Genomic DNA, 24,733 nt, shown 5'->3' with positions numbered 1-24,733 from the left:
CAGGTCGGAGGACGACCGGGACGCCCGCCCGGCGCAGTCAGCGCTCGCCGAGCACCTCGCCGACGTACCTCGCGACGGCCGCCACGGAGGCGATCGTGCCCGGGTAGTCCATACGGGTCGGGCCGAGCACGCCGACGCCGCCGAACACCGCGCCCGGTGCGCCGTATCCGGTGGACACCACCGAGGCGCCGCGCAGGTTCTCGTCCTGCGTCTCCGAGCCGATCGCCACCGACACGGTGCCGGGTTGCTGCCGTGCGGTGAGCAGCTTGAGCACGACCACCTGCTCCTCCAGCGTCTCGAGCACGCTGCGCAGGGAACCGGAGACGGCGTCGAAGTCGGCCGCGTTGCGGGTGAGGTTCGCGGTGCCGCCCAGTACCAACCGGTCGTCGGCGCGCTCGACCAGCGTCTCGACCAGCACCGTCGACACCCGGATCACGGCGTCGCGCAGGTCTCGGGGCGCGAGCGGAGCGAGGTCCGCGACCGCCATGGAGGCGTCGGGGATCAGCTTGCCGTGCACGGCGGCGCCGAACAGCTCGCGCAGGCGGGAGAGGTCCTCGTCGGAGGCCGGCTCCCCCAGCTCGACGAGCCGCTGTTCCACGCGGCCCGAGTCCAGGATCACCACGAGCAGCAGCCGGGTGGGGGCGAGTGCGACCACCTCGAGGTGCCGGACCCGCGCGGAGCTGAGCACGGGATACTGGATCACCGCGACCTGGCGGGTGAGCTGCGCCAGCAGCCGCACGGAGCGCTGCAGCACGTCGTCGAGGTCGACACCGGTCTCCAGGAACTGGAGGATGGCGCGGCGCTCGGCCGCCGACAGCGGCTTGACCTGCGCGATCCGGTCGACGAACTGGCGGTACCCCTTCTCGGTGGGGATCCGCCCGGAACTGGTGTGCTGCTGGGTGATGTAACCCTCGGCCTCGAGCACCGCCATGTCATTGCGGACCGTCGCGCTGGACACGCCCAGCTGATGCCGGTCCACCAGGGCCTTCGAGCCGACGGGCTCGTGGGTCTCGACGTAGTCGGCCACGATCGCCCGAAGCACCTCGAAGCGCCGGTCCTCCGTCGTCGACATCGTGCCGTCCTTTCGAGTGCGAACTTCGAATGTCCAGCTTACGCGGGCTAGAGTCGAGCCGTGATCTTCAAGGGCGTACTCGACGGGAAGCCGTACCCCGATCACGGGCTCAGCCCCCGCGACTGGTCACAGATCCCGCCGCAGCAGGTGCGGCTGAGCGCGATCATCACCACCACCACGGTCCTGGCCCTCGATCGGCTGCTCTCCGAGGACTCCACCTTCTACGGCGACCTGTTCCCGCACGCGGTCGAGTGGAACGGCGACCTGTATCTCGAGGACGGCCTGCACCGGGCGGTGCGGTCCGCGCTCCGGGGGCGCGAGGTCCTGCACTGCCGCGTGCACGCGCTCCCACCCGGCACCCCGCCGCGTCCGGCATCCTCGGGGAGGCACGGCAAACACGCCCGCCAGGACTGAGAGGACTCCCCATGTCGCGCACCATCCGCCTGACCGGGTCCGGCACCGCCACCGCGACCCCCGACGTCGTCATCGCCCGCATCGGCGTGGAGTTCCGCGCGGGCGACGTGGCGACGGCCTTCTCGGGCGCCGGCGAAGCGGCACGCGCGGTGGTCGCCGCCGCCCACGCGGCCGGGGTGTCGAGCGGGGACGTCGCCACGTCGGACGTGGGGCTGCAGGCCGTCGAGACGGGGCCGTGGGAGGACCGTCGCCTCGAGGGTTACGCCGCGAGCGAGTCGCTCACGGTGACCGTTCGTTCCGTGGGCGACGCCGCCGCAGTGCTACAGGCCGCGGCCACGGCCGCGGGCGACGCCGCCCGGATCCAGTCCGTCACGTTCGCACTGTCCGACGGTGCCGGCCCCGCCGCCGCGGCGCGCGAGGCCGCCTTCACCGACGCGAGGACCCGGGCCGAGCAGTACGCGGCCCTGTCCGGCGACGCCCTCGGCGCGGTGCTCGCGATCACCGACGACCCCGCGCCGGGCCCGCGCGCCGAGGTGCACTTCGCTGCGAAGTCGATGGCCGCCGCACCGGCGGGACCCGCGATGGAAGCCGGCGAGCGCGCGGTGACGGCCCGGGTCACCGTCGAATGGGAGTTGGTGTAACCGCCTTCTCCGTTGCCGTAACCGGCGATCCGCTGCGGCGGCGCGTGCCCGGTGCCACCCTGAGACTATGGCGAACTCCACATCCAGCACAGCACGGAAACTGCGCGCCGCCGGCCTCGCGCTCCTCGCGGCGGTCGCCGTCGGCGGATCGGTCACGGCGTGCGGTTCGTCGAGCACCTCCAACGACTCCCCGCGGGAGATCACGGCCGTCGGCACCGGCGACGCCTCCGGCGCACCCGACGTGCTCACCGTGGAGCTGGCGGTCCAGCACCAGGCGGGCGACGTCACGACCGCACTCAACGACGCCTCGGCGAGCGCCCAGAAGGTGATCGACGCCGCCGGCGCCAATGGCGTCGACAAGAAGGACGTCGCCACCGCCAACGTTCGGGTCGATCCCCGGTACGGCACCGACCGGCGGATCATGTCGTACGAGGCGACGCAGTCGCTCACGGTGAAGGTCCGCAAGCTCGACACCGCCTCGAAGCTGCTCGGGGACATCGCGACCGCGGGCGGCGATGCGACCCGGATCAACTCCGTGGGCTTCGACATCGAGAACGACTCCGCACTCAAGGCCACGGCCCGTGACAAGGCGTTCGCCGAGGCCAAGAGCCGCGCCGAGCAGTACGCCAAGCTCTCCGGCGGGAAGCTCGGCGAGGTCCGCACGGTCACCGAGGGCGCGGCCGCCCGCCCCAACCCGACGCGGCAGTACTCCGCTCCCGTCCCGGCACCCGGTGCCGCGGCCTCGCCCGTCCCGATCGAGTCCGGCGAGCAGTCGCTCACCGTGACCGTCACGGTGGTGTTCGCCCTGTCCTGATCAGTCCAGGATCCGTCGCACCACGCCGTCGGCGAGCAGGCGACCGGCGTCGGTGAGCACGTACGCGTCACCGTGCCGCTCCAGGTTCCCGACGGCGACCTCCTCGTCGGCCCGCGCGGCCTCATCGGCCCGCAGAACGGCGAGGGGGATGCCGGATCGCATGCGGACGCGGAGCATCACGTCCTCGACGTGGCGATCCTCGTCGGTGAGCACCTCGTGGCCGGCGAGGGGCAGCGCGCCGTCGGCGACCGCCTCCGCGTAGCGGGCGGGATGCTTGACGTTCCAGACCCGCGTCCCGTCGACATGGCCGTGCGCGCCCGGGCCGGCGCCCCACCAGTTCGCGCCCTCCCAGTAGAGCTCGTTGTGCCGGCATCGCCCGGCCTCGGAGCGCGCCCAGTTCGACACCTCGTACCAGTCGAACCCGGCGTCGCGGAGAGCGCGGTCGAGCATCTCGTAGCGGTGCGCCAGCACGTCGTCGTCGGTGTCCGGGAGCTCGCCGCGGCGGATCCGCCGCGCCAGCGCGGTTCCGTCCTCGACGATGAGGGCGTAGGCGGAGACGTGGTCGACGCCCGCGTCGAGCACGGCGTCCAGCGAGGCTCGCAGGTCGTCGTCGGACTCGCCCGGTGTGCCGTAGATGAGGTCGAGGTTGACGTGCTCGAAGCCGGCCGCCCGCGCCTCCTTCGCGGCGGCGACCGCCCGGCCGGGCGTGTGGGTGCGGTCGAGGACCTTGAGGACGTGCTCCGCGGCGGACTGCATGCCGAGCGAAATCCGGGTGAAGCCCGCCTCGCGCAGCCGCGCGAAGAACTCCGGCGAGGTGGACTCGGGGTTCGACTCGGTGGTCACCTCGGCGTCGTCGGCGAAGGTGAAGTGCCGGCGGGCCGTATCGAGCAGCGCGGCGAGGCCGTCTCCGCCCAGGAGCGACGGGGTGCCGCCGCCCACGAACACCGTCGACACCGGGACGTCACCGAGCGCACCGCGGGCCAGGCCCAGCTCCCCGTCGATCGCCTCGGCCCACGCCTGCGGCGACGTCGATGCGCCCAGCTCGCCGGCCGTGTAGGTGTTGAAATCGCAGTACCCGCACCGCGTGGCGCAGAACGGGACGTGCAGGTAGAGCCCGAACGGGGTCGAGGCACCGTCGAGCCGGCTGATCTCAGGTGTCGAGGGCGCGGGCACCCGTCCAGTCTGTCAGGTCCGCCACCTCCGGATTTCGCTCACCGGTGAGCGGAACCCGATTCCACTTCTCCGCCCATCCGGTGGCACAATGATCTCGATGGATGGACAGGGTGAGCTGCTGGCGTCGCGTCGGCACATCGATTACCTGCGGGTCTGCAGCAGCGGCTGTCGGGCCTGATTCCCGACGCCTCTTTCCGCGTCGAGCCCCCGGAAGCGCCACCAGCCCGGCGCGCCATCCCATGAATCCCAGGAGTCTCCATGACGTCGATCGCCGACGCCCCTGTCCCCTCCGCCGCTGACGCCGCCCCGACGCGGCCGGCGCGCACGCGCCCGGCCAAGCGCAAGTCGGAGGGCCAGTGGAAGCTGGGGTACCGCACGCCGCTCAATGCGAACGAGCAGACCAAGCGCGACGACAACCCGCTCAACGTGCGCGCCCGGATCGAGAACATCTACTCGAAGCAGGGCTTCGACTCGATCGACAAGGCCGACCTTCGCGGCCGGATGCGCTGGTGGGGCCTCTACACGCAGCGCGAGCAGGGCTACGACGGCACGTACACCGGCGACGAGAACATCGACCTGCTGGAAGCGCCGTACTTCATGATGCGCGTGCGCTGCGACGGGGGGAAGCTCGATGCGGCGCAGGTGCGGACGCTCGGCGAGCTCTCCACCGAGTTCGGCCGCGACACCGCCGACATCTCGGACCGCGAGAACGTGCAGTTCCACTGGATCGAGATCGAGAACGTCCCCGAGATCTGGAAGCGACTCGAGGCGGTGGGCCTCAAGACCACCGAGGCCTGCGGCGACTGCCCCCGCGTCGTGCTCGGTTCCCCGCTGGCCGGCGAGTCCTTCGGCGAGGTCCTGGACCCGTCGCCCGCGATCGACGAGATCGTGCGCCGCTACATCGGCGACCCGCAGTACTCGAACCTGCCGCGCAAGTTCAAGACCGCCATCTCGGGCCAGCAGGACGTGGTCCACGAGATCAACGACGTCGCCTTCGTCGGCGTCGTGCACCCCGAGCACGGCCCCGGCCTCGACCTCTGGGTCGGGGGCGGACTGTCGACCAACCCGATGCTGGCGCAGCGGGTGGGCGCGTGGATCCCGCTCGATGAGGTGCCCGACGTGTGGGAGGGCGTGGTCGCGATCTTCCGCGACTACGGCTACCGCCGGCTGCGTTCGAAGGCGCGGCTGAAGTTCCTGGTCAAGGACTGGGGCATCGAGAAGTTCCGCCAGGTGCTCGAGGACGAATACCTGGGCCGCAAGCTGATCGACGGCCCCGCGCCCGAGCAGCCCGCGCGTCCGATCGACCACATCGGCGTGCAGAAGCTGCGCAACGGCCTCAACGCCGTCGGCTTCTCGCCCATCGCCGGCCGCGTCTCGGGCACCGTCCTGAGCGCGGTGGCCGACGCGATGGACCGGGTCGGCTCCGACCGCGCCGCGTTCACGCCGTACCAGAAGCTCATCATCCTCGACGTCCCGGACGAGCAGGTCGACTCGCTGATCGACGAACTGGCCCCGGTCGGCCTCCAGGGCCGCCCGTCGAGCTGGCGCCGCAACCTCATCGCGTGCAGCGGCATCGAGTTCTGCAAGCTCTCGTTCGTCGAGACCCGCAAGCGGTCGCAGGTGCTGGTGCCGGAGCTGGAGCAGCGGCTCGCCGACATCAACGCGCAGTTGGACGTGCCGATCACGGTGAACATCAACGGCTGCCCCAACTCGTGCGGCCGGTCGCAGATCGCCGACATCGGCTTCAAGGGTCAGCTCGTCGACGACCACGAGGGGAATCAAGTCGAGGGATTCCAGGTTCACCTTGGTGGAAGCCTCGGGCTCGACAGCGGGTTCGGCCGCAAGCTGCGCCAGCACAAGGTGCTGTCGACGGAGCTCGGGGACTACATCGAGCGTGTGGTGCGGAACTTCGTCTCCCAGCGCGAAGAGGGTGAACGCTTCGCGCAGTGGACGCTCCGCGCCGCGGAGGAGGATCTGCGATGACGGCACGAGCGGACTCGGCGACGGAGTCACCGTCGAACCCCCTGACCGGACGCGACGCGGACGAGCTCCGTGCCCTCGCGGACCGTGCGTCGAAGGAGCTGGAGGGCGCCGATGCGCTGACCCTGCTGCGGTGGACGCTGGACACCTTCGGCGAGGACTTCGTGGTCGCGTCGAACATGCAGGACGGGGTGCTGGTGCACCTCGCCAAGCAGGTGCAGGACCGGCCCAAGGTGCTGTTCCTCGACACCGGCTACCACTTCCCCGAGACGATCGGCATGCGCGACGCGGTCGAGTCGATCTACGAGGTGGAACTGCTCAACGTGACGCCCGCGCAGAGCGTCGGCGAGCAGGACGCGGCCCTCGGCAAGGATCTGTTCGCCCGCGACGCCGCGCAGTGCTGCAACCTGCGCAAGGTGGTGCCGCTGCGCGAGACCCTCAAGGGCTACCGGGCCTGGGTGACCGGCATCCGCCGGGTCGAGTCGCCCACTCGCGCGAACGCCCCGTTCATCTCGTTCGATGAGGGCTTCGGGCTGCTCAAGGTGAATCCCATCGTCGACTGGTCCGACGAGCAGATGCAGCGGTTCATCGAGGAGAACGGCATCCTGGTCAACCCGCTGGTCGACGAGGGCTACCCGTCGATCGGCTGCCAGCCCTGCACCAACAAGCCCGCCCCGGGTTCCGATCCTCGAAGCGGCCGCTGGGCCGGTTCGACCAAGACAGAATGCGGACTGCACGCCTCATGACCATCACAGAGCCCACGGAGCCGATCGTGTCCACTGGCGACCCCACGGAGTTCAGCACGCTCGACGCGCTGGAGTCCGAGGCCATCCACATCTTCCGCGAGGTCGCCGGCGAGTTCGAGCGGCCCGTCATCCTGTTCTCCGGCGGCAAGGACTCGACGGTGCTGCTGCACCTCGCGGTCAAGGCCTTCTGGCCGGCGCCGCTGCCGTTCGCGCTCCTGCACGTGGACACCGGCCACAACCTGCCCGAGGTGCTGGACTTCCGCGACCGCATGGTCGAGAAGTACAACCTGCGGCTGCACGTGGCGAAGGTCGAGGACTACCTCGCCGACGGCCGGCTCGAGGAGCGGGCCGACGGTATCCGCAACCCGCTGCAGACGGTGCCGCTGCTGGATGCGATCTCCGAGAACCGGTTCGACGCCGTCTTCGGCGGCGGCCGCCGCGACGAGGAGCGGGCCCGCGCCAAGGAGCGCATCTTCTCCCTGCGCAACGCGTTCGGCCAGTGGGACCCGAAGCGGCAGCGTCCCGAGCTGTGGAACCTGTACAACGGCCGGCACGCGCCGGGCGAGCACGTGCGCGTGTTCCCCATCAGCAACTTCACCGAGCTCGACATCTGGCGCTACATCGCCCGCGAGGACATCGAGCTGGCCTCGATCTACTACGCCCACCAGCGCGAGGTCTACGACCGCGACGGCATGTGGATGACCGCCGGCGTGTGGGGAGGCCCGCGCGAGGGCGAACAGGTGCAGACCCTCTCGGTGCGGTACCGCACCGTGGGCGACGGCTCCACCACCGGCGCGATCCTCTCCGAGGCCGCCACCAACGAGCAGATCATGGCCGAGGTCGCCGCGTCGCGGCTCACCGAGCGCGGCGCCACCCGTGGCGACGACCGTGTCTCGGAGGCCGCCATGGAGGACCGCAAGAAGGAGGGCTACTTCTGATGAGCACCGCCCCCGCGCTGCTGCGCCTGGCCACGGCCGGCTCCGTGGACGACGGCAAGTCCACCCTCGTCGGCCGCCTGCTCTACGACACGAAGTCGGTGCTCGCCGATCAGATCGACGCCGTCACCCGCGCGTCGGTCGACAAGGGCCTCGAGACTCCCGACCTGTCGCTGCTGGTCGACGGCCTGCGCGCCGAGCGCGAGCAGGGCATCACCATCGACGTGGCCTACCGCTACTTCGCGACGCCCAACCGGTCCTTCATCCTCGCCGACACCCCCGGCCACGTTCAGTACACCCGCAACACGGTGTCGGGCGCCTCCACCGCCCAGGTCGTGATCCTGCTGACCGACGCGCGCAAGGGCGTCATCGAGCAGACCCGGCGGCACGCCGCGGTGTTGTCGCTGCTGGGCGTGCCGCGCCTGGTGCTCGCGGTGAACAAGATCGACCTCGTCGAGGATCCGGCGACCGTGTTCCAGGAGATCTCGGCCGAGTTCCGGGCGCTCACCGGCTCGCTGGGGTGGTCCGACGAGGCCGTCCACGCGATCCCCGTCTCGGCGCTGCACGGTGACAACGTGGCTTCCCGGTCGGAGAACACCCCGTACTACGACGGCCCTTCGCTCATCGAGCACCTCGAGTCCATCCCGACCGACCCGGACACCAAGCCCATCGGTTTCCGCTTCCCGGTGCAGTACGTGATCCGGCCCCGCACCCCCGAGTACCCCGACTACCGCGGGTACGCCGGTCAGGTGGCCGCCGGCACCGTCGACGTGGGCGACGAGGTCCTCGTGCTCCCCGCCGGGACGCGGAGCCGCGTCGAGCGCATCGACACCGCCGACGGCCCGCTCGACTCCGCGCACACCGGCCGCTCGGTCACGGTGATCCTCGCCGACGACGTGGACGTCTCGCGCGGCGACGTGATCGTCTCCGCCGCCGACGCCCCCGAACCGCGGCAGCAGTTCGAGGCGACGGTGTGCTGGCTGGCCGAGAAGCCGCTCCGCATCGGCGCGCGGCTGCTGCTCAAGCACGGCACCAAGACCACGCAGGCCATCGTCGGCGGGCTGGACGCCGTCTTCGACGAGCAGAACCTCACCGTCGGTGAGGGCACGACGCTCGAGCTGAACCAGATCGGCCGGATCGCGATCCAGACCGCCGAGCCGATCGTCGCGGACGACTACGACAAGAACCGGGAGATGGGCTCGTTCCTGCTCATCGACCCCGCGGGCGGCAACACCCTCGCCGCCGGTCTGGTCGGGGATGCCCTGGCCCACCTGGTCTGAGCAGTTCGACGGTCCGCCGGCCGCACCCGCGTTTCGGGGTGCGGCCGGCGCCGCTTCAGCCTGGTGAGGGAGAGTCCGCCGATGCCGCTACTTGCCCGCGGGGAGTTCCCCGATCCGGTACCGCTCCGAACGGTCGGCGCTCTCCCATACCGCGATCCCGTCACGAACGCGCGCCCACAACGGTGACGTTCCTCGAGCGGCGAGCGGCCAGGTTCGCGACGGCCCGACCTGCGCCGAATCCAGCACTGCTTCCTGGATCTGATCTGCAAGAAGGTGGGTCTCCAACTCCTCGTCCGCGTCATCGTCGAACCGGATGCCGACCGCGTACACGCGACCGGGGAACGAAAGGACCGGCGCGTACGGACCTGTCCACGTGAACGCGTATTTCAGCCCGCTGACGTGCATGTCCCGCTCCACCCGGAGGAACGCGAGCGAGGCCGAGTGGTCGCGCATCAGAACATCTCGACGGCCCAGGCCCGACGGGGGCTGAACAGCATCAGGTCGGCGCGGGCGGCGGCGCCGTCGGACAGTTCCCGGATCGACCCGACGGCGACGCGGCGCGCGACCGGCTCGTCGGAGAGCCACAGCCTGCCGAGGTCGGTGACGTCGAGCGCGAGGTCGGCGGGCTCGTCGGTCGGCGTACAGGTGCCGGCTCCCCCGTCCGTGGAGATCAGGAACCGCCCGTGCGCCGGGCCGGGACCGGCACCGTCGAACCCCGGATCGGTCACCTCCAGCACGAGCCGGCCCGGCGCGGCGTACGTCCTCGCCGAGAACAGCGCGGGCACGTCGAAGGGCCGGATCCACAGGAAATCGGTGCGGTTGGACAGCTGCACGGTGCGCGGGTCGACGGGGACGGTCGTGGCGATGTCGTCGAGGGGACGCTGTGTCGCCTCGACCCACAGCACCCAGTCGATGCTCATGGCGAACGACCACAGGTCCCGCTCCGCGGCGGCGTCGACGCCGAGGAGCTCGGTGACCTTGAGCGTGGAGTCGGGGCGGCTGTCGGTCCACTTCGGCGCGACGGTGTACGCGAGCACGCCCGCGACCTCGCCGTCGCGGCGCAGCACCACCCGCAGGGTCTCATCGGGCCCGCCGCCCGCCAGCACGCCCGCCGTGCGGCGCAGATTGATGTCGAGCTTCGACACCCGCCCGGGGAAGTCGAGCAGCTCGCGGATGCGGGTCGACGCCTCCAGGTACTCCTCGCCGCCCGCGTACCGCACCTCGCCGACGGGAGGTTGCGGTAGCCGGCCGCGGTCCACCGCGATCCGGAGGTCGACGGACTCGGTGCTCTGCCCGAAGCCGTACCGGCCGTAGATCGCGTGCTCGGCGGCGATGAGGGTGGCCGCGGCCGCGCCGCCGGCGAGCGCGGTCCCGAGGCACTCGCGCATGTGCGTACCGAGGATGCCGCGGCGGCGGTGCGTCGGCAGGACGGTCACGGCCGAGACGGCGCGGACCGGGACCCGCGCACCGCCGACGGCCGTGAGCTCCTGGTCGAAGGAGAGGAAGGTCCCGACGGTCCGCGCGCCGTCGACCGCGATCCGGTGGTCGAGGGAATCGAGCTGCGACGACACCGCTTCGACCCACTGATCGGCGTCGGGCAGCCTGCTCTGGAAACCGATGGAGGCGCACTGCTGGAAGCCGAGGAGCTGCTCCCGGGTGGTGACGCGCTGGAAGTCGATCGCGCTCGAATCGGTCATACCGGCAACATTACCGATGCGCACAACCCTATTTCGACGCGGCGATCTCCGGCACGTGGGTGGCGCGCACGTACACCGCGTCGCCCTCCGACAGATCCAGCGCGGTGGCGTCGCCACGGGTGATCTGCGCGTGGAAGCGCTCCCCCGTCGCGGCGTTCTTCAGCTCCACCCGGACCTCGAAGCCGAGGTAGACCACGCGCTCGACCTCGGCGCGCAGCACGCCCGCCTCCTCGGAGGTCAGGCCACCGGCGCGCGCGAGCTCGGGGGTGCGGCCCACGCGGATGTCGTGCGGGCGCACCAGCACACCGTTCAGCCGCGCGACCGACCCGAGGAAGGACATGACGAACTCGGTCTCGGGCCGGTCGTAGACGTCCGCCGGAGTCCCGACCTGCTCGATCCGGCCCTTGTTGAGCACCGCGATCCGGTCGGCGATGTCGAGCGCCTCCTGCTGGTCGTGCGTCACGATCACGGTGGTCACGTGCACCTCGTCGTGCAGACGACGCAGCCACGACCGCAGCTCGTCGCGCACCTTCGCATCGAGCGCGCCGAAGGGCTCGTCGAGCAGCAGCACCTGCGGGTCCACCGCCAGAGCGCGGGCGAGCGCCATGCGCTGACGCTGGCCGCCCGACAGCTGCGCGGGGTATCGCGACTGGAACCCCGTGAGCCCCACGACGTCGAGCAGGTCGTCGACCTTGGCCTTCACCTTGGCCGCCGGCAGCTTGCGGATCTTGAGCCCGAAGGCGACGTTCTCGCGCACGGTCATGTGCTTGAACGCGGCGTAGTGCTGGAAGACGAAACCGATGTCGCGCTGCTGCGGCGTCGCGTGCGTGACGTCGACGCCGTTGATCTCGACGAGCCCGGAGTCGAGTCGGTCGAGGCCGGCGATCGAGCGCAGCAGCGTCGACTTACCGGAGCCGGAGGGCCCGAGGAGCGCGGTCAACGACCCGTCGGGGATCTCCAGGGAGACGTCGTCGAGGGCCGCGAAATCGCCGTAGCGCTTGTTGGCTCCCACCACGTTAATCGTCATCGCGGTTCCTCCTGCGGGTCGCTTCGAGCAGGGACATCACCACTAGCGCGACGAGCGCCAGCAGCATGAGCAGTGTCGCGGCGGCGTACGCCCCGAAGGTGTTGTAGTCGTCGTGGTTGCGCGAGCTCACGAGCAGGGTGAGCGTCTGCGAGATGCCGGGGAAGTTGGACGAGACCATGAGCACGGCCCCGTACTCGCCCAGTGCGCGGGCGATCGTCAGGACCACGCCGTAGGTCAGGCCCCAGCGGATCGCCGGCAGAGTGATCCGCCAGAACGTCTGCCAGGCACTGGCGCCGAGGGTCGCGGCGGCCTGCTCCTGATCCTGTCCGATCTCGTGCAGCACCGGCTCCACCTCGCGCACCACGAAGGGCAGCGTCACGAACGTCGTCGCGAGCACCATGCCGGGCAGCCCGAAGATGATCCGGAAGCCGAGTGATTCGATGCCGCCGAACCAGCCGCCGACGCCCCACAGCATGATCAGCGCGACGCCCACGACGACGGGCGAGACGGCGAAGGGCAGGTCGACCGCCGCCTGGAGTGCGGCCTTGCCGCGGAACTTCCCGCGGGCGAGGGCCAGCGCCACGAGCACGCCGAAGATCACGTTGAGCGGCACCACGATCGCGACGATGAGCAGCGAGAGCTGCAGCGCCGAAATCGCGGCCGGGGTGGTGATCCAGGCCCAGAACTCGCCGAAGCCGCGCTCGAACGAGCGGTACAGGATCACGCCGATGGGCAGCACGAGCAGCACCAGCAGGTACAGCAGTGCGACCGACCGGAGGCTCAGCACCGTCTTCCTGGAGAGGTTCATTCGCTGTTCTCCTCCCGCTTGGCAGTCCTCGATCCGACGAACCGCATCACCGCCAGCAGGACGAAGGCGATGGCGAGCAGGGCCACCGAGACCGCGGAGGCGGCCACCTGGTTGTCGACCTCCAGCTGCTGCTGGATGTACTGCGAGGCGACCTGCGTCTGCCCCGGGACGTTGCCGCCCACCAGCACGACCGACCCGAACTCGCCGATCGCGCGGGTGAAGGCGAGGCCCGCGCCGGACAGGATGGCGGGCAGCAGCGTGGGGATCACGATCTTCGCCGCGATCACCCGGTTCGGCGCGCCGAGCGACGCCGCGGCCTCCTCCACCTCGCGGTCGAGTTCGATGAGCACCGGCTGCACCTGCCGCACCACGAAGGGCAGGGTCACGAACGCGAGGGCGATGACGATCGCCGGCTGCGTCGCGTTGAGCGTCAACCCGATCGGGCTGTCCGGCCCGTACAGCGAGAGCAGCACGATCGACGCGACGATGGTGGGCAGTGCGAACGGCAGGTCGATGAGCGCGTTGACGACGCCCTTCCCGGGGAAGTCGTCGCGCACCAGCACCCAGGCGATGACGGTGCCCATGACCACGTTGATGAGCGTCACCAGCAGTGAGACCCAGACGGTGATGACCAGTGTGGAGACGGCGTTCTTCGCGGTGAGCGCGTCCCAGAAGCCCGACCAGCCGTGGTCGAAGGCCTTGGTGGTGATCGCGGCGATCGGCAGTAGGACGATCAGCGAGATCCACAGCCAGGCCACGCCGATGCGCAGCGGGTTGACGAGGCTCCGCATCACTTCCCGCCGTTCTTGTAGGCGGCGGCGATGGCGCCCTTGTCGCCGAACAGCGCGGCGTCGACCGCGGGCCAGCCGGTGAGGTCCTTGCCGCCGTTCTTCGCGGCGGTGCCCTTGCCGAGCACCGCGCCGAGCTCGTCGACGGTCCACAGCCGCTGCGGCTGCGCCGGGAACAGGTGCGCGGTCTCCGCGGCGATCGCGGGGTCGCCGGCCCGGAAGCCCGATCGCGGGATGGCCCGCTGCGCCTCGGGGGAGAACAGGAAACCGACGAAGCGTTGCGCCGCCTCGGGCGACTGCGCGGTGTTCACCACGGCCACCGGGAGGTCGATCCGGAACGACTGCGGCGGGATGAAGTACTCGGGCTTGGGCTTGCCCTCCTTCTCGCTCTGCCGCTGCAGCAGCACGGCCTCGCTCTCGTAGCTGAGCAGGACGTCGCCCTGCCCGGACTCGAACGCCGAGGTCGCGTCGCGCCCGGAGCCGGGGCTCACCGTCGTGTGATCGCGGATGAGCTCCTTGACGAAGGCGAGGCCCTTCTCGGGCTCCTGGCCCCCGTTGGACAGCGCCGCGTAGGGCGCGAGCAGGTTCCACTTCGCGGATCCGGAACTCGCCGGGTTCGGCGTCACCACCTCGACACCGGGCTTGAGCAGGTCCGCCCAGTCGCGGATGCCCTTGGGATTGCCGGGGCGGACGACCACGGCGACGAGGGACGTGAAGGGGACCGAGCGCCGCGGGTACGCCTTCTCCCAGTCCTTGTCGATGAGGCCGGCCTTGACGATGCGGGTGACGTCGGGGGCCACGGACATGTTCACCACGTCGGCCGGAACGTGCCGCGCGACCTTGCGCGACTGGTCGCCCGATGCGCCGTAGGACTGCGAGAAGCCCACGTCGGGGTTGTTCTCGCGGAACAGGGGGATGGCGATGTCGAACGCCGGCTTGGGCGCCGCGAAGGCGACCAGGTTCACGCGTTCGTCACCGCTGGAGATGTCGACGCCGTGCGGGTCGTCGGTGGAGCCGCCCCCACATGCCGTGAGCAGCACGGTCAGGGCGACCGCGACGATGCTCACAGCACGGCCACGGAGGCTGGGTCGGATCACGTCTCGCCGTTCTCCTCGGGACTTCGGTCAGGCGAGAATCCTACGAAGCCCGGTCAGCGGAGCACGGCCCACGCGACCACGAGGAGCACCAGCAGCGCGATCAGCGCGAGCGTCACCTTCGACTTGGGCACGAGTGCCCGCCATCCGCCGCCTGTCTCAGACACTCTCGTCATTCCCTTCTCCGGCACGCTGACCTGCGACATCGGCGCGACCGGACCGCTCGAGGCGGGCGTCCAGTGCGTCGGCGACGCGGTCGATGAGGGCGCTGAGGACGCGCACCACCAGCATTGCGATCACTGCGAGTACAACCATCACCAGGCTGACCTGCAGTACGTACGGCAGACCCGTGAGCCACAGCTCCACCGAGTCCCACCACTGCGCGATCGCATGCACCCGACCAGCCTAGCGACCGCCGTGCGCGAACCCGCCGCCGTGCCTCATCATGGTGTGCATGTCATCGAAGAACGACGGACCGACCTCCGACGCGCCGGGCACCGATGCGCTCGTCACCGACACCCCGTCGATCGGCGATGCCGTTTTCCCGCCCATCCACGATTACGCCTTCCTCTCCGACTGCGAGAACACGTGCCTGATCGCGCGTGACGGCAGTGTCGAGTGGATGTGCATCCCGCGCCCCGATTCCCCCAGTGTGTTCGGCGCGATCCTCGACCGCGGCGCCGGCTCGTTCCGGCTGGCCCCGTACGGCGTGCGCGTCCCCGTCGACCGCCGGTACCTGCCCGGCAGCCTCATGCTCGAGACCACGTGGCAGACCTCCACGGGCTGGCTGATCGTGCGCGACGCCCTGGTGATGGGGCCCTGGCACGACACCCACACCCGGTCGCGCACGCACCGTCGGACCCCCACGGACTGGGACGCCGAGCACATCCTGCTCCGGACCGCGCGCTGCGTCTCCGGCACCGTCGAGCTGCAGCTCAACTGCGAGCCGGCGTTCGACTACCACCGCGCGGGCGCCGAGTGGACCTATTCGGGCGACGGCTACGGCGAGGCGGTGGCGCGCGCCCGCACCGACTTCGGGCTGAACCCGGAGCTCAAGCTCACGACCAATATGCGCCTGGGCCTCGAGGGGCGCGAGGCCCGCGCGCACACCCGCCTCAAGGAGGGCGACGAGGTCTTCGTCGCGCTGTCGTGGAGCAAGCATCCGGTGCCGCAGACCTTCCCGGAGGCGACCCAGAAGATGTGGGCCACCGCGGAGTCCTGGCGCCAGTGGATCAACCGCGGCCAGTTCCCGGACCACCCGTGGCGCACGTACCTGCAGCGCTCGGCGCTCACCCTCAAGGGCCTGACGTACTCCCCGACGGGCGCGCTGCTCGCCGCGTCGACGACCTCGCTCCCGGAGACGCCGGGCGGCGTCCGCAATTGGGACTACCGGTACGCGTGGGTGCGCGACTCGACGTTCGCTCTCTGGGGCCTGTACACGCTGGGCCTGGACCGGGAGGCCGAGGACTTCTTCTCCTTCATCGCCGACGTCTCCGGCGCCAACAACGGCGAGCGGCACCCACTACAGGTCATGTACGGGGTCGGCGGGGAGCGCACTCTGGTCGAGGAGGAGCTCGGCCACCTCTCGGGGTACGACGGTGCGCGGCCCGTCCGGGTCGGCAACGGGGCCTACGACCAGCGACAGCACGACATCTGGGGCACCATGCTGGACTCGGTGTACCTGAACACGAAGTCCTCGGAGCGGATCCCGGAGACGCTGTGGCCGGTGCTCAAGGAGCAGGTCGAGGAGGCGCTCAAGCACTGGCGCGAGCCCGACCGCGGCATCTGGGAGGTGCGCGGGGAGCCGCAGCACTTCACCAGTTCGAAGGTCATGTGCTGGGTGGCCCTCGATCGTGGGGCCAAGCTCGCGGCGATGCACGGCGAGGACGACTACGCCCGCGAGTGGGCGGAGAAGGCCGAGGTCATCAAGGCCGACATCCTCGAGCACGGCGTGGACGACCGCGGCGTCTTCACCCAGCGGTACGGCTCTCCGGCGCTCGACGCCTCCCTCCTGCTGGTGCCCCTGCTGCGGTTCCTGCCGTCCGACGACCCGCGGGTGCGGGCGACGGTGCTCGCCATCGCCGACGAGCTCACCGAGGACGGCCTCGTGCTGCGGTACCGCGTGGAGGAGACCGACGACGGCCTGCACGGCGAGGAGGGCACGTTCACGATCTGCTCGTTCTGGCTGGTGTCGGCGCTGGTCGAGATCGGCGAGACGGCGCGGGCCCGCGCGCTGTGCGAGCGGCTCCTCGCGTACTCGTCACCGCTCAAGCTGTACGCGGAGGAGATCGACCCGAAGTCGGGCAAGCACCTCGGGAACTTCCCGCAGGCCTTCACGCACCTGGCCCTGATCAACGCGGTCGTGCACGTGATCCGGGCCGAGGAGGCGGGGCACGACGCCTCCGCGTTCCTTCCCGCACATCACACGCCCTGACGCAAGTAGCGTGCAGGCATGCACGACGACCGGCGGCTGACCGAAGAGCGGCTCGACAGGTTCACGCGGGAGTTCCTGAACGCGGCGGTGTACTCGCACTCCGCCCCGGTCTCGGTGACCGCCTGGGCGGCTCCGGGCGAGCCGGTCCCGTTCGCCGAAGCGGTGGCGCAGGACTTCACGCCCATCGCGGCCGGCACCCCCTGGGGCGCGCCGTGGTCCACCCTCTGGTTGCACGTCACGGGTGACGCTCCGGCGGGGTGGTCCCGGCTCGCCGGGTCCGAGGGCGCCGGGCATGCCCTGGAGCTGCGCGTGGAGCTCGGCTTCACCGGCGGCCCCGGCTTCAACGCCGAGGGCCTCGTGTACCGGGCGGACGGCACCGTCGTGAAGGGGATCTCCCCCTTCAACGCGTACGTGCCGCTCGAGCCCGGCGAGCCGATCGACCTGTACATCGAGGCCGCCGCCAATCCGGACCTGGGCGGCGACTTCGTCTCCCCCACGCACCTGGGCGACCGGGAGACCGCGGGCGACGGTCCGCTGTACCGGCTGGGCACGATCGACCTCGCACTCCGCGACCGCACAGTGTGGGAACTGCAGCAGGACGTGTGGACGCTCAACGGCCTGATGCACGAGCTGCCCTTCGACCTGCCGCGGCGGCACGAGCTGCTCCGCGCGCTGGAGCGCATGCTGGACGCGGTGGACCCGCACGACGTCGCCGGCACGGCGGCGGCGGGGCGCGCGGCGCTCGCACCCGCGCTGGCCTCCCCCGCGTACGCGTCGGCGCACCGGATCACCGCCGTCGGCCATGCGCACATCGACTCCGCGTGGCTGTGGCCCGTCCGCGAGACCGCCCGCAAGTGCGCGCGGACCTTCGCGAACGTCGTCGACCTCATGGACCGCGATCCGTCGTTCCGCTTCGCCTGCTCCTCCGCGCAGCAGTTCGCGTGGGTGCGCGACCGATATCCCGACCTGTTCGGGCGGATCAAGGACAAGGTCGCGGCGGGCCGGTTCGTGCCGGTGGGCGGGATGTGGGTCGAGGCCGACACGAACATGCCGGGCGGCGAGGCGATGGCCAGGCAGTTCGTGGCGGGCAAACGGTTCTTCCTGGACGAGTTCGGGATCGACACCCCGGAGGCGTGGCTCCCCGACTCCTTCGGCTACTCCGCGGCGATGCCGCAGATCGTCGCCGCGGCGGGTTCGCGCTACTTCCTCACGCAGAAGCTGTCGTGGAACCAGACGAACCGCATGCCGCACTCGACGTTCCTGTGGGAGGGCATCGACGGCACGGCCCTGTTCACGCACTTCCCGCCCGTCGACAAGTACAACTCCGACCTGTCGGGTGCGGATCTCGCACGGGCGCAGAAGAACTACCGCGAGCAGGGCGCCGGCACGCGCTCACTCGTCCCGTTCGGGTGGGGCGACGGTGGCGGCGGGCCCACCCGCGAGATGCTCGCGGCGGCGGACCGTACCGCCTCGCTGGAGGGCTCCCCGGCCGTCGAGATCGGCTCGCCCGCCGAGTTCTTCGACGCCGCCGCGGCGGAAATGTCCCGCCCGGCGCGGTGGGTGGGTGAGCTGTACCTGGAATTCCACCGCGGCACCTATACGTCGCAGGCGAACACCAAGCAGGGCAACCGCCGCAGCGAGCACCTGCTCCGCGAGGCCGAGCTGTGGGCGGCCACGGCCGCCGTGCGCGCCGGATTCGACTATCCCGCGGAGGAACTCGAGGAGATCTGGCACATCGTGCTGCTGCAGCAGTTCCACGACATCCTGCCGGGCAGTTCCATCGCGTGGGTGCACAGGGACGCGGAGCGGAACTACGCCGCGGTGGCGCGGCGGCTCGAGCGGATCATCGACGGTGCGCTCACGGCGTTGACGGGCGTCGACTCCCGCCATCAGGGCGTCGCGGATGCGGGCGAGCGGCGGTTGGTGTTCAACGCGGCGCCCCACCCGCGCGACGGTGTGCCCGCGCTCGGCGCCGCCGTCGTCGACGCCGCGCCCACGGTCGCGCCGGTCGCCGAGGGCGCGGGCTTCCGTCTCGACAACGGCGTGGTCTCCGCGCTGATCGACGAGAGCGGCCTCCTCGTCTCGCTCGTCGATGCGACGACGGGCCGGGAGGCGATGGCCGCGCCGGGGAACCTGCTGCAGCTGCACCGCGACATCCCGAACCACTGGGAGGCGTGGGACATCGACTCGTTCTACCGTCGGGACGTCACCGATCTCGTCGACGCGGAGTCGGTGGCGATCGACGGCGGCGCCGTGGTGGTGCGCCGTACCTTCGGGGACTCGGCGATCACCCAACGGATCTCCCTGCGCCCCGACTCCCCCGCGCTGGACATCGCCAACGAGATCGACTGGCACGAGCGGCAGAAGCTGCTCAAGCTGGCGTTCCCGTTCGACGTGCAGGCGGATCGGAGCGCCTCGGAGACGCAGTTCGGCCACGTCTTCCGCCCGACGCACGCCAACACGTCGTGGGACGCCGCGAAGTTCGAGATCTGCGCCCACCGCTGGGTGCACGTCGGCGAGCCGGACTACGGCGTCGCCGTGGCGAACGACTCCACGTACGGACACGACATCACGAGAGGCCCGGCGGATTCGGACGACGCGGTCCCCGGCACCGTCGTGCGGCTCTCGCTGCTGCGCGCGCCCCGCTACCCCGATCCCGAGACGGATCAGGGTGCGCACCGGCTCGGGGTCTCGGTGCGGCCCGGCGCCACGATCGGAGATGCGGTCGAAGAGGGTTACCGGCGGAACCTCCCGCCCCGCACTGCGCCCGGCGCCGCGGCGGTCGCTCCGCTCGTCTCCGTCGATCACCCGGGCGTGATGGTGGAGGCGGTCAAACTCGCGGAGGACGGCAGCGGCGACGTCGTGGTGCGCCTCTACGAGTCGCGCGGCACCCGGCTGAGCACGACGCTGCGCGCCGGCTTCGAGCATGCGTCCGTCGTGCGGACCGACCTGCTGGAGCGTCCTCTCGCCGATGCCGAGACCGGACGTGATCTCCGACTCACGCTGCGCCCCTTCCAGATCGTCACGCTGCGCTTCCGTCGTTGACGTGGTGAGCATCACCTCGATGCCCCGGAATCTCGGTGATAGTTTGATGGTTCTTCACTATCAGACAGAGATTCCGCACACCCAGGAGGTCGAGATGCTCAGCGTGCTGGCACTGATCACGTTCATCGCCTTCCTCGTCTGGCTGACGAGCGACCACGACGGCTTGGACTTCCGCGCCCGCGACATCCACCGCGCCGTCGCCGACCGGGACAGCCGCACGGATCCGCGGGGCGTGATCGTCTCCTGACGCGACGCCCGCGGGTCGCGGGGGCCGTCGTCCGGCGCACCCGAAAACGCCTGGCGCAGCGGCACCCGCGTGCGGGATGCTCGCCGGGTGGACTCCGTCGACGTGGTGGCCGCTCATCGCGCACGCGCGACGGTGCGCGTCGGTGACGTCTACCTGAAGATCGACGGGGATCCGGCGCAGGCACGCCGGGAGGTCCGGGCGATGCGGCTCGCCCCTGTGCCCACGCCGGACGTGCTCTGGCACCGGCCGCCCGTGCTGGCCCTGGCGGCCGTGCGCGGCGCCGCACTCGGCACGCTCGACGGGCCGGATGCCGCACCCGCGTCGGCGTGGATCGCGGCGGGCGCGGCGATCCGGACTCTCCACGATGCACCGCTGCCGCCGTGGCAGGGCCGGTCCGCTGCCGGGCTCGGCCGGGACCTCGGCATCGAATGCGCGTGGCTGCGCGCGCACTCGGCTCTCCCCGGCCGCATCATCGCGACCGCGAGGGCCACCGCGCAGTCCGCGCTCCGCCCGTGGACGCCGTCCTTCATCCACGGCGATCTCCAGGTGGAGCACGTCTTCGTCGCCGACGGTGCCGTGACCGGCGTCATCGACTGGTCCGAGGCGGGGCGCGGCGATCCGCTGTACGACATCGCGACCCTCACCCTCGGCCATCCCGATCGCCTCGAGGACGTCCTCACCGGATACGGCCGCGACGTCGATCGCGGTGTCGTGCGCGGGTGGTGGTCGATGCGGTGCCTCCTGGCATCACGCTGGCTCATCCAGCACGGTTACGACCCGTCCGCACCCGGCTGCGAATTCGACGTCCTGCGGCGGCTGGCGGACTGACGATGCCGTCGCCCGGCCACTACTGGATCAGGCCCACGGTGAGCCCCATCCCGACGAACAGAATCAGTTGGTACACGCTGTTGATGACGGTGAGCCGTGCGGGCTTCATCTCGAAGAAGTTGTGCTGCGCCAGGGTCGTGACGGAGAAACCCAGCCACGCCGCACCCCCGATCGCGGCGGCGAGCCACGGGGCTTCGCGGCCGAAGTAGGCCGCGGCGAGCGCGTAGGCCGCCGCCAGACCGATCGCCGTCAGGACCAGCGAGACGACGAGCACCACCATCGGCGTCGCGCCCGCACCGTCCGAGTCGGCCTTGGTCACGCCCGTCAGCCTCCGCCACGTACCACCCACGAGCCCCCAGTCGCTGTACCACACGAAGGCGATCACGAAGCCGACGACGCTGGCCGCGAGCACCGCGAGCCAGTTGATGGTCACGTCCATGTGAATCGCTCCTCCGGTAGCACCATCGCGGTAGGAACTTGATACAATCAAGTATGGTTGAAAAAGTCAATCCCCCGAAGCGCTCGTACGGTCAGTTCTGCGCCCTCGCCCGCGCACTGGACGTGATCGGCGACCGCTGGACGCTGCTGATCGTCCGCGAGCTCCTGCCGGGTGCGATGCGGTACGGCGAGCTGAGGACCTCGCTCGCGGGTATCGCGACGAATCTGCTGGCGGACCGGCTGCGCGGCCTGGAGGCGGACGGGATCGTCGAGCGGCACATCGGCGACGCCGGGGTCGTCTACCGGCTGACTCCGCGGGGCGCGGCACTGCGCGAGCCGATGGAGGCGCTGGGCCGGTGGGGAGTCCCCCTCCTCGCCTCGGGCCGGGGCGACGACGCCTTCCAGCCGCGCTGGCTCACGCTGGCCGTCCCGGCCCTGCTCCGCGGCCGCACCGCCTCCCCCGCGGTCGAAGCCGGTGTCGAGGTGGAGGGATTCCTCATGACGGTCCGCATCGACGAGACCGGCCCGTCCGCCTTCGTTCCGGCGGAGCGACCGCGCACGGTGCTGACGGCCTCGCCGGACGTCCTCGTCTGCCTCGCCACCGGCACGGTCTCCGCCGAGGAGGCGATCGAGCTGGGCGAACTCGAGGGTGACCCGGCGCCGCTGCGATCGGTGTTCGCCCCCTCTCCGTAGAGCGGAGGTTCCGACCAGAGCGTTCGCTACGCGGTCAGCCCGCGGCGCTCGAGCAGCGGGCTGATGTCCGGGTCCGCACCCCGGAAGTCGCGGTAGGCCTGCAAGGCGTCGACGCTACCGCCGCGCGACAGCACGGCGGCACGCAGTTTCTCACCGTTCTCCCGTGTCGGCCCGTCGTGCGCGGCGAACCAGGCGGACGCGTCGGCGTCCAGCACCTCCGACCAGATGTAGCTGTAGTACCCCGCGCTGTACCCGCCCGAGAAGATGTGATTGAAGAACGGCCCGCGGTAGCGCGGCGGCACGCCCGCCACATCCAGGCCCGCGTCGGCGAGCGCCGCCGCCTCGAAGGCCTCCACGTCGGCGACGACGGTGCCCGGCTCGATCGTGTGCCAGGCCAGGTCGATCACGGCCGCCGCCAGGTACTCGACGGTGCCGAACCCCTCACCGCGGGTGCCGGGCTCGAGCACGGATCGCCGAAGCCCCTCGGGCAGCGGCTCGCCCGTCGCGTGATGCCGGGCGTAGTTGTCCAGGATCGACGGCCAGGCCGCGAACATCTCGTTGAACTGCGAAGGGAACTCCACGAAGTCGCGCGGGACGCTCGTGCCCGAGAAGTACGGATACGTGACGTCGGAGAGCAGGCCGTGCAGCGCGTGCCCGAACTCGTGGAAGACGGTGGTCACCTCGTCCCGCGTGAGCAGCGCGGGCCGGCCCGCGGGCGGCCGAACGAAGTTGCACACGTTGATGATCACCGGTCGCGCGTCGAGCAGCGCGGCCTGGTCGACGAAGCTGGTCATCCACGCCCCGCCGCGCTTGCTCGGCCTCGCGAAGTAGTCACCGATGAACAGGCCGAGCGGCGCACCGTCGGGCCCCATGACCTGCCACGCCCGCGCGTCCGGGTGGTGGAGCGCGAGGTCGGTGCGCTCGGTGAACGTGAGCCCGTACATGCGGGAGGCGGCTTCGAACACGCCCTTCTCGATGACGGTGTCGAGCGCGAAGTAGTCGCTGAGCTGCGGCCCTTCCGCGGCACCCTCGCTCGCCTGCGCGCGCTGCTCGGCGAGGCGGGCGTAGTACGGCCAGTCCCACGCCTCGATCGGATGTCCCGCGAGCTCCTCCAGTTCGGCGCGCTCGGCGGCGGCGTTCCGCGCGGCCGGGACGGCGAGGTCCCGCAGCATTCCGAGGGCCGCCTCGGCGGTGCCCGCGGTCTGGTCGGCGATCTGGTACGCCGCGTGGTGCGGGTAGCCGAAGAGCGCGGCCCGCTCGGCACGCAGCGCCGCGACGCGCGCGATCAGCTCGCGGGTGTCGTTGTCGCCGCCGCGCGTGTTCCGCTCCGACGAGGCCTCGAAGACCTTCCGGCGGGACTCCCGGTCGGTCAGCCGCGCGACGTTCGGCTGGTTGAGCGGGTACCCCAGGGCGAGGAGGAACCCCTCGCGTCCGGCCTCCTGCGCCGCGGCGCGGGCGGCCGAGACCGCGTCCGCGTCCAGGCCGTCGAGCTCGGCCTCGGTCGCGAAATGGACTGCCGAGGCGTTGGTCTCGGCCAGGGTGCGGCGGGAGAACTCGGTGGTGAGCTCGGCGAGCTCGGTGTTGATCGCCCGCAGCCGTTCCTGCGCTGCGGCGCCGAGCCCGGCGCCCGCACGGATGAAGCGCAGGTGGTACCGCTCGAGGAGGCGGTGCTGCTCGGCATCGAGCCCGAGGTCACCACGCCGGGAGTGCAGCTCGTCGATGCGGGCGAACAACGCGGCATCCATCAGGATCGCGTCGAAGTGCGCCGACCACCGCGGCGAGATCGCCGCCTGCGCGGCCTCCAGCGCATCCGTGCGGTCGGTCGAGGTCAGCGAGAAGAAGACCGCGGCCACGCGCCCCAGGTCCTGACCGGCGCGTTCCATCGCCTCGACGGTGTTCGCGAAGGTGGCGGGCTCGGGGTTCGCGGCGATCGCCGCGATGTCCCGACGGTGCCGGGCGAACCCCTCCGCGAACGCCGCCTCGTAGTCCACCTCCGCGAACGCGGCGAAGTCCGGCAGGGCGAAGGGCAGGGTGCTCGGGGCGAGAACGGCGTCGACGGTCACGCAGACGAACCTACCCGGACAAGCCCTCACCCGGCCTGAGTAGTTGCACGGATTCCGGGCGGCCGCGGCCCGGCGATGCTGTCACCATGAGCGATCCCATTGCCCTCCCCACCCTGTTCACCGCCGAGCCCGCGCCACGCACGAAGACATCCGGCGCGGCGGACACCGCTGCGGGCGTCGTGCTGTGGGTCCTGTTGCTCGGCACCGCGTACGCTGCGGCGATGTTCGCCGGCTTCTACGCGATGGCGGCCGACGGGTGCCCGCCCGGCCCCTGCGCCGCCTCGGACGCGGCCGGCGCCGCGATTCTCCTGCAGTGGGTGGGCATCGCCGCGATCGTCGTCGGCACCGCGGTGATCACCGTCGTGCAGGCCCGCCGGCGGCGGTACACGTTCCACTGGCCGCTCATCGGGATCGGCCTCGTCGTGCTCTGCACCGTCGTCACCGGCGGCATGGCGAACGCCGCGATGTCGCAGTGAGCGCACCCCCGCGACCGGTGGCGGAGCCACTGTTCGGTCG

At 71.0% G+C, this 24,733-nt stretch carries 24 protein-coding genes; 13 read left to right on the top strand and 11 right to left on the bottom strand.

Features of this window, described 5'->3' with window-relative positions:
• Positions 1-37: 37 nt before the first annotated feature.
• Entirely contained in the window at positions 38-1,072 is a 1,035-nt protein-coding gene (gene hrcA, locus ELY19_RS15505; RefSeq protein WP_126197025.1) for a heat-inducible transcriptional repressor HrcA, read from the bottom strand.
• 60 nt (positions 1,073-1,132) lie between these two features.
• Here hrcA and ELY19_RS15500 point away from each other — a divergent pair, with 60 nt between their 5' ends.
• The 3 genes from ELY19_RS15500 (at position 1,133) to ELY19_RS15490 (ending at position 2,941) form a co-directional block, all read left to right on the top strand.
• Complete coding sequence (locus tag ELY19_RS15500; RefSeq protein WP_126197024.1) at positions 1,133-1,486, top strand: type II toxin-antitoxin system VapB family antitoxin; 354 nt, start codon at positions 1,133-1,135, stop codon at positions 1,484-1,486.
• 11 nt (positions 1,487-1,497) lie between these two features.
• Positions 1,498-2,127 (top strand): SIMPL domain-containing protein, encoded by a 630-nt coding sequence (locus ELY19_RS15495; protein WP_126197023.1) that lies wholly within the window; start codon positions 1,498-1,500, stop codon positions 2,125-2,127.
• A gap of 67 nt (positions 2,128-2,194) precedes the next feature.
• On the top strand, positions 2,195-2,941 hold the full coding sequence (locus ELY19_RS15490) for an SIMPL domain-containing protein (protein ID WP_126197022.1): 747 nt from the start codon (positions 2,195-2,197) through the stop codon (positions 2,939-2,941).
• Here the strand turns inward: ELY19_RS15490 and hemW are convergent, their stop codons facing one another.
• Complete coding sequence (hemW, locus tag ELY19_RS15485) at positions 2,942-4,114, bottom strand: radical SAM family heme chaperone HemW (RefSeq protein ID WP_126197021.1); 1,173 nt, start codon at positions 4,112-4,114, stop codon at positions 2,942-2,944. It abuts the gene before it with no gap.
• Positions 4,115-4,372: 258 nt separating this feature from the next.
• Between hemW and ELY19_RS15480 the strand changes: the two genes are divergently transcribed.
• From ELY19_RS15480 to ELY19_RS15465, 4 genes are read left to right on the top strand one after another with little or no spacing between them, the layout of a single operon-like run.
• Positions 4,373-6,097 carry a nitrite/sulfite reductase gene (locus ELY19_RS15480; RefSeq protein ID WP_126197020.1) on the top strand — a complete coding sequence of 575 codons (1,725 nt, stop codon included), beginning with the start codon at positions 4,373-4,375 and terminating at the stop codon, positions 6,095-6,097.
• Positions 6,094-6,840: a phosphoadenylyl-sulfate reductase gene (locus tag ELY19_RS15475; protein WP_126197019.1), complete on the top strand. Its 747-nt coding sequence runs from the start codon at positions 6,094-6,096 to the stop codon at positions 6,838-6,840. Before ELY19_RS15480 ends, ELY19_RS15475 begins: the two co-directional genes overlap by 4 nt.
• Positions 6,837-7,778 carry a sulfate adenylyltransferase subunit CysD gene (gene cysD, locus ELY19_RS15470; RefSeq protein ID WP_126197018.1) on the top strand — a complete coding sequence of 314 codons (942 nt, stop codon included), beginning with the start codon at positions 6,837-6,839 and terminating at the stop codon, positions 7,776-7,778. Before ELY19_RS15475 ends, cysD begins: the two co-directional genes overlap by 4 nt.
• The gene (locus tag ELY19_RS15465; protein WP_126197017.1) at positions 7,778-9,055 is read left to right on the top strand and encodes a sulfate adenylyltransferase subunit 1; all 1,278 of its coding nucleotides are present in this window, start codon (positions 7,778-7,780) and stop codon (positions 9,053-9,055) included. The genes cysD and ELY19_RS15465 overlap by 1 nt, the downstream gene beginning before the upstream one ends.
• Positions 9,056-9,142: 87 nt before the next feature.
• On the opposite strand, the gene ELY19_RS15460 is transcribed toward ELY19_RS15465, so the two are convergent.
• The 7 genes from ELY19_RS15460 to ELY19_RS15430 all read right to left on the bottom strand — a co-directional run bounded on the left by ELY19_RS15460 (position 9,143) and on the right by ELY19_RS15430 (position 14,865).
• On the bottom strand, positions 9,143-9,508 hold the full coding sequence (locus ELY19_RS15460) for a hypothetical protein (RefSeq protein ID WP_126197016.1): 366 nt from the start codon (positions 9,506-9,508) through the stop codon (positions 9,143-9,145).
• Entirely contained in the window at positions 9,508-10,752 is a 1,245-nt protein-coding gene (locus ELY19_RS15455) for a GNAT family N-acetyltransferase (protein WP_126197015.1), read from the bottom strand. Before ELY19_RS15455 ends, ELY19_RS15460 begins: the two co-directional genes overlap by 1 nt.
• Before the next feature lie 28 nt (positions 10,753-10,780).
• The gene (locus ELY19_RS15450) at positions 10,781-11,779 is read right to left on the bottom strand and encodes a sulfate/molybdate ABC transporter ATP-binding protein (RefSeq protein ID WP_126197014.1); all 999 of its coding nucleotides are present in this window, start codon (positions 11,777-11,779) and stop codon (positions 10,781-10,783) included.
• On the bottom strand, positions 11,769-12,587 hold the full coding sequence (gene cysW / locus ELY19_RS15445; protein WP_126197013.1) for a sulfate ABC transporter permease subunit CysW: 819 nt from the start codon (positions 12,585-12,587) through the stop codon (positions 11,769-11,771). Before cysW ends, ELY19_RS15450 begins: the two co-directional genes overlap by 11 nt.
• A complete protein-coding gene (cysT, locus tag ELY19_RS15440; RefSeq protein ID WP_126197012.1) occupies positions 12,584-13,378 on the bottom strand; it encodes a sulfate ABC transporter permease subunit CysT in 795 nt (264 codons plus the stop codon). Before cysT ends, cysW begins: the two co-directional genes overlap by 4 nt.
• A complete protein-coding gene (locus ELY19_RS15435; RefSeq protein WP_126197011.1) occupies positions 13,378-14,472 on the bottom strand; it encodes a sulfate ABC transporter substrate-binding protein in 1,095 nt (364 codons plus the stop codon). The genes cysT and ELY19_RS15435 overlap by 1 nt, the downstream gene beginning before the upstream one ends.
• Positions 14,473-14,628: 156 nt before the next feature.
• Positions 14,629-14,865 carry a hypothetical protein gene (locus ELY19_RS15430; protein ID WP_126197010.1) on the bottom strand — a complete coding sequence of 79 codons (237 nt, stop codon included), beginning with the start codon at positions 14,863-14,865 and terminating at the stop codon, positions 14,629-14,631.
• 58 nt (positions 14,866-14,923) lie between these two features.
• On the opposite strand from ELY19_RS15430, the gene ELY19_RS15425 reads away from it, so the two are divergent.
• The 4 genes from ELY19_RS15425 (at position 14,924) to ELY19_RS15410 (ending at position 21,023) form a co-directional block, all read left to right on the top strand.
• Complete coding sequence (locus ELY19_RS15425; RefSeq protein WP_227966862.1) at positions 14,924-16,903, top strand: glycoside hydrolase family 15 protein; 1,980 nt, start codon at positions 14,924-14,926, stop codon at positions 16,901-16,903.
• An 18-nt stretch (positions 16,904-16,921) separates the two neighbouring features.
• A complete protein-coding gene (locus ELY19_RS15420) occupies positions 16,922-19,948 on the top strand; it encodes an alpha-mannosidase (RefSeq protein ID WP_126197008.1) in 3,027 nt (1,008 codons plus the stop codon).
• A gap of 1 nt (position 19,949) precedes the next feature.
• Positions 19,950-20,195, top strand: a complete 246-nt coding sequence (locus tag ELY19_RS15415) for a hypothetical protein (RefSeq protein WP_126197007.1) — start codon at positions 19,950-19,952, stop codon at positions 20,193-20,195.
• Positions 20,196-20,282: 87 nt separating this feature from the next.
• Complete coding sequence (locus ELY19_RS15410) at positions 20,283-21,023, top strand: phosphotransferase family protein (RefSeq protein WP_126197006.1); 741 nt, start codon at positions 20,283-20,285, stop codon at positions 21,021-21,023.
• A gap of 19 nt (positions 21,024-21,042) precedes the next feature.
• Here ELY19_RS15410 and ELY19_RS15405 read toward each other — a convergent pair whose 3' ends face one another.
• Positions 21,043-21,462: a DUF1761 domain-containing protein gene (locus tag ELY19_RS15405; protein WP_126197005.1), complete on the bottom strand. Its 420-nt coding sequence runs from the start codon at positions 21,460-21,462 to the stop codon at positions 21,043-21,045.
• Positions 21,463-21,515: 53 nt separating this feature from the next.
• Here ELY19_RS15405 and ELY19_RS15400 point away from each other — a divergent pair, with 53 nt between their 5' ends.
• On the top strand, positions 21,516-22,154 hold the full coding sequence (locus ELY19_RS15400) for a winged helix-turn-helix transcriptional regulator (RefSeq protein ID WP_126197004.1): 639 nt from the start codon (positions 21,516-21,518) through the stop codon (positions 22,152-22,154).
• A gap of 26 nt (positions 22,155-22,180) precedes the next feature.
• On the opposite strand, the gene ELY19_RS15395 is transcribed toward ELY19_RS15400, so the two are convergent.
• Positions 22,181-24,217: a M3 family metallopeptidase gene (locus ELY19_RS15395; protein WP_126197003.1), complete on the bottom strand. Its 2,037-nt coding sequence runs from the start codon at positions 24,215-24,217 to the stop codon at positions 22,181-22,183.
• A gap of 86 nt (positions 24,218-24,303) precedes the next feature.
• On the opposite strand from ELY19_RS15395, the gene ELY19_RS15390 reads away from it, so the two are divergent.
• Complete coding sequence (locus ELY19_RS15390) at positions 24,304-24,693, top strand: hypothetical protein (RefSeq protein WP_126197002.1); 390 nt, start codon at positions 24,304-24,306, stop codon at positions 24,691-24,693.
• The last annotated feature ends 40 nt before the right edge of the window (positions 24,694-24,733 follow it).

This window comes from Tsukamurella paurometabola, from assembly GCF_900631615.1.
GTDB lineage: Bacteria > Actinomycetota > Actinomycetes > Mycobacteriales > Mycobacteriaceae > Tsukamurella > Tsukamurella paurometabola_A.
Note: the sequence above shows the minus strand (reverse complement) of the source record. Positions and strands in the feature narration are given on the sequence as shown.

Excerpts from the sequence above, each read along its gene's own strand:
- hrcA (WP_126197025.1), bottom strand. The coding sequence starts at position 1,072 with ATGTCGACGACGGAGGACCGGCGCTTCGAGGTGCTTCGGGCGATCGTG.
- ELY19_RS15495 (WP_126197023.1), top strand. The coding sequence starts at position 1,498 with ATGTCGCGCACCATCCGCCTGACCGGGTCCGGCACCGCCACCGCGACC.
- ELY19_RS15490 (WP_126197022.1), top strand. The coding sequence starts at position 2,195 with ATGGCGAACTCCACATCCAGCACAGCACGGAAACTGCGCGCCGCCGGC.
- ELY19_RS15480 (WP_126197020.1), top strand. The coding sequence starts at position 4,373 with ATGACGTCGATCGCCGACGCCCCTGTCCCCTCCGCCGCTGACGCCGCC.
- ELY19_RS15475 (WP_126197019.1), top strand. The coding sequence starts at position 6,094 with ATGACGGCACGAGCGGACTCGGCGACGGAGTCACCGTCGAACCCCCTG.
- cysD (WP_126197018.1), top strand. The coding sequence starts at position 6,837 with ATGACCATCACAGAGCCCACGGAGCCGATCGTGTCCACTGGCGACCCC.
- ELY19_RS15465 (WP_126197017.1), top strand. The coding sequence starts at position 7,778 with ATGAGCACCGCCCCCGCGCTGCTGCGCCTGGCCACGGCCGGCTCCGTG.
- ELY19_RS15460 (WP_126197016.1), bottom strand. The coding sequence starts at position 9,508 with ATGCGCGACCACTCGGCCTCGCTCGCGTTCCTCCGGGTGGAGCGGGAC.
- ELY19_RS15455 (WP_126197015.1), bottom strand. The coding sequence starts at position 10,752 with ATGACCGATTCGAGCGCGATCGACTTCCAGCGCGTCACCACCCGGGAG.
- ELY19_RS15450 (WP_126197014.1), bottom strand. The coding sequence starts at position 11,779 with ATGACGATTAACGTGGTGGGAGCCAACAAGCGCTACGGCGATTTCGCG.
- cysW (WP_126197013.1), bottom strand. The coding sequence starts at position 12,587 with ATGAACCTCTCCAGGAAGACGGTGCTGAGCCTCCGGTCGGTCGCACTG.
- cysT (WP_126197012.1), bottom strand. The coding sequence starts at position 13,378 with ATGCGGAGCCTCGTCAACCCGCTGCGCATCGGCGTGGCCTGGCTGTGG.
- ELY19_RS15425 (WP_227966862.1), top strand. The coding sequence starts at position 14,924 with ATGTCATCGAAGAACGACGGACCGACCTCCGACGCGCCGGGCACCGAT.
- ELY19_RS15420 (WP_126197008.1), top strand. The coding sequence starts at position 16,922 with ATGCACGACGACCGGCGGCTGACCGAAGAGCGGCTCGACAGGTTCACG.
- ELY19_RS15405 (WP_126197005.1), bottom strand. The coding sequence starts at position 21,462 with ATGGACGTGACCATCAACTGGCTCGCGGTGCTCGCGGCCAGCGTCGTC.
- ELY19_RS15400 (WP_126197004.1), top strand. The coding sequence starts at position 21,516 with ATGGTTGAAAAAGTCAATCCCCCGAAGCGCTCGTACGGTCAGTTCTGC.
- ELY19_RS15390 (WP_126197002.1), top strand. The coding sequence starts at position 24,304 with ATGAGCGATCCCATTGCCCTCCCCACCCTGTTCACCGCCGAGCCCGCG.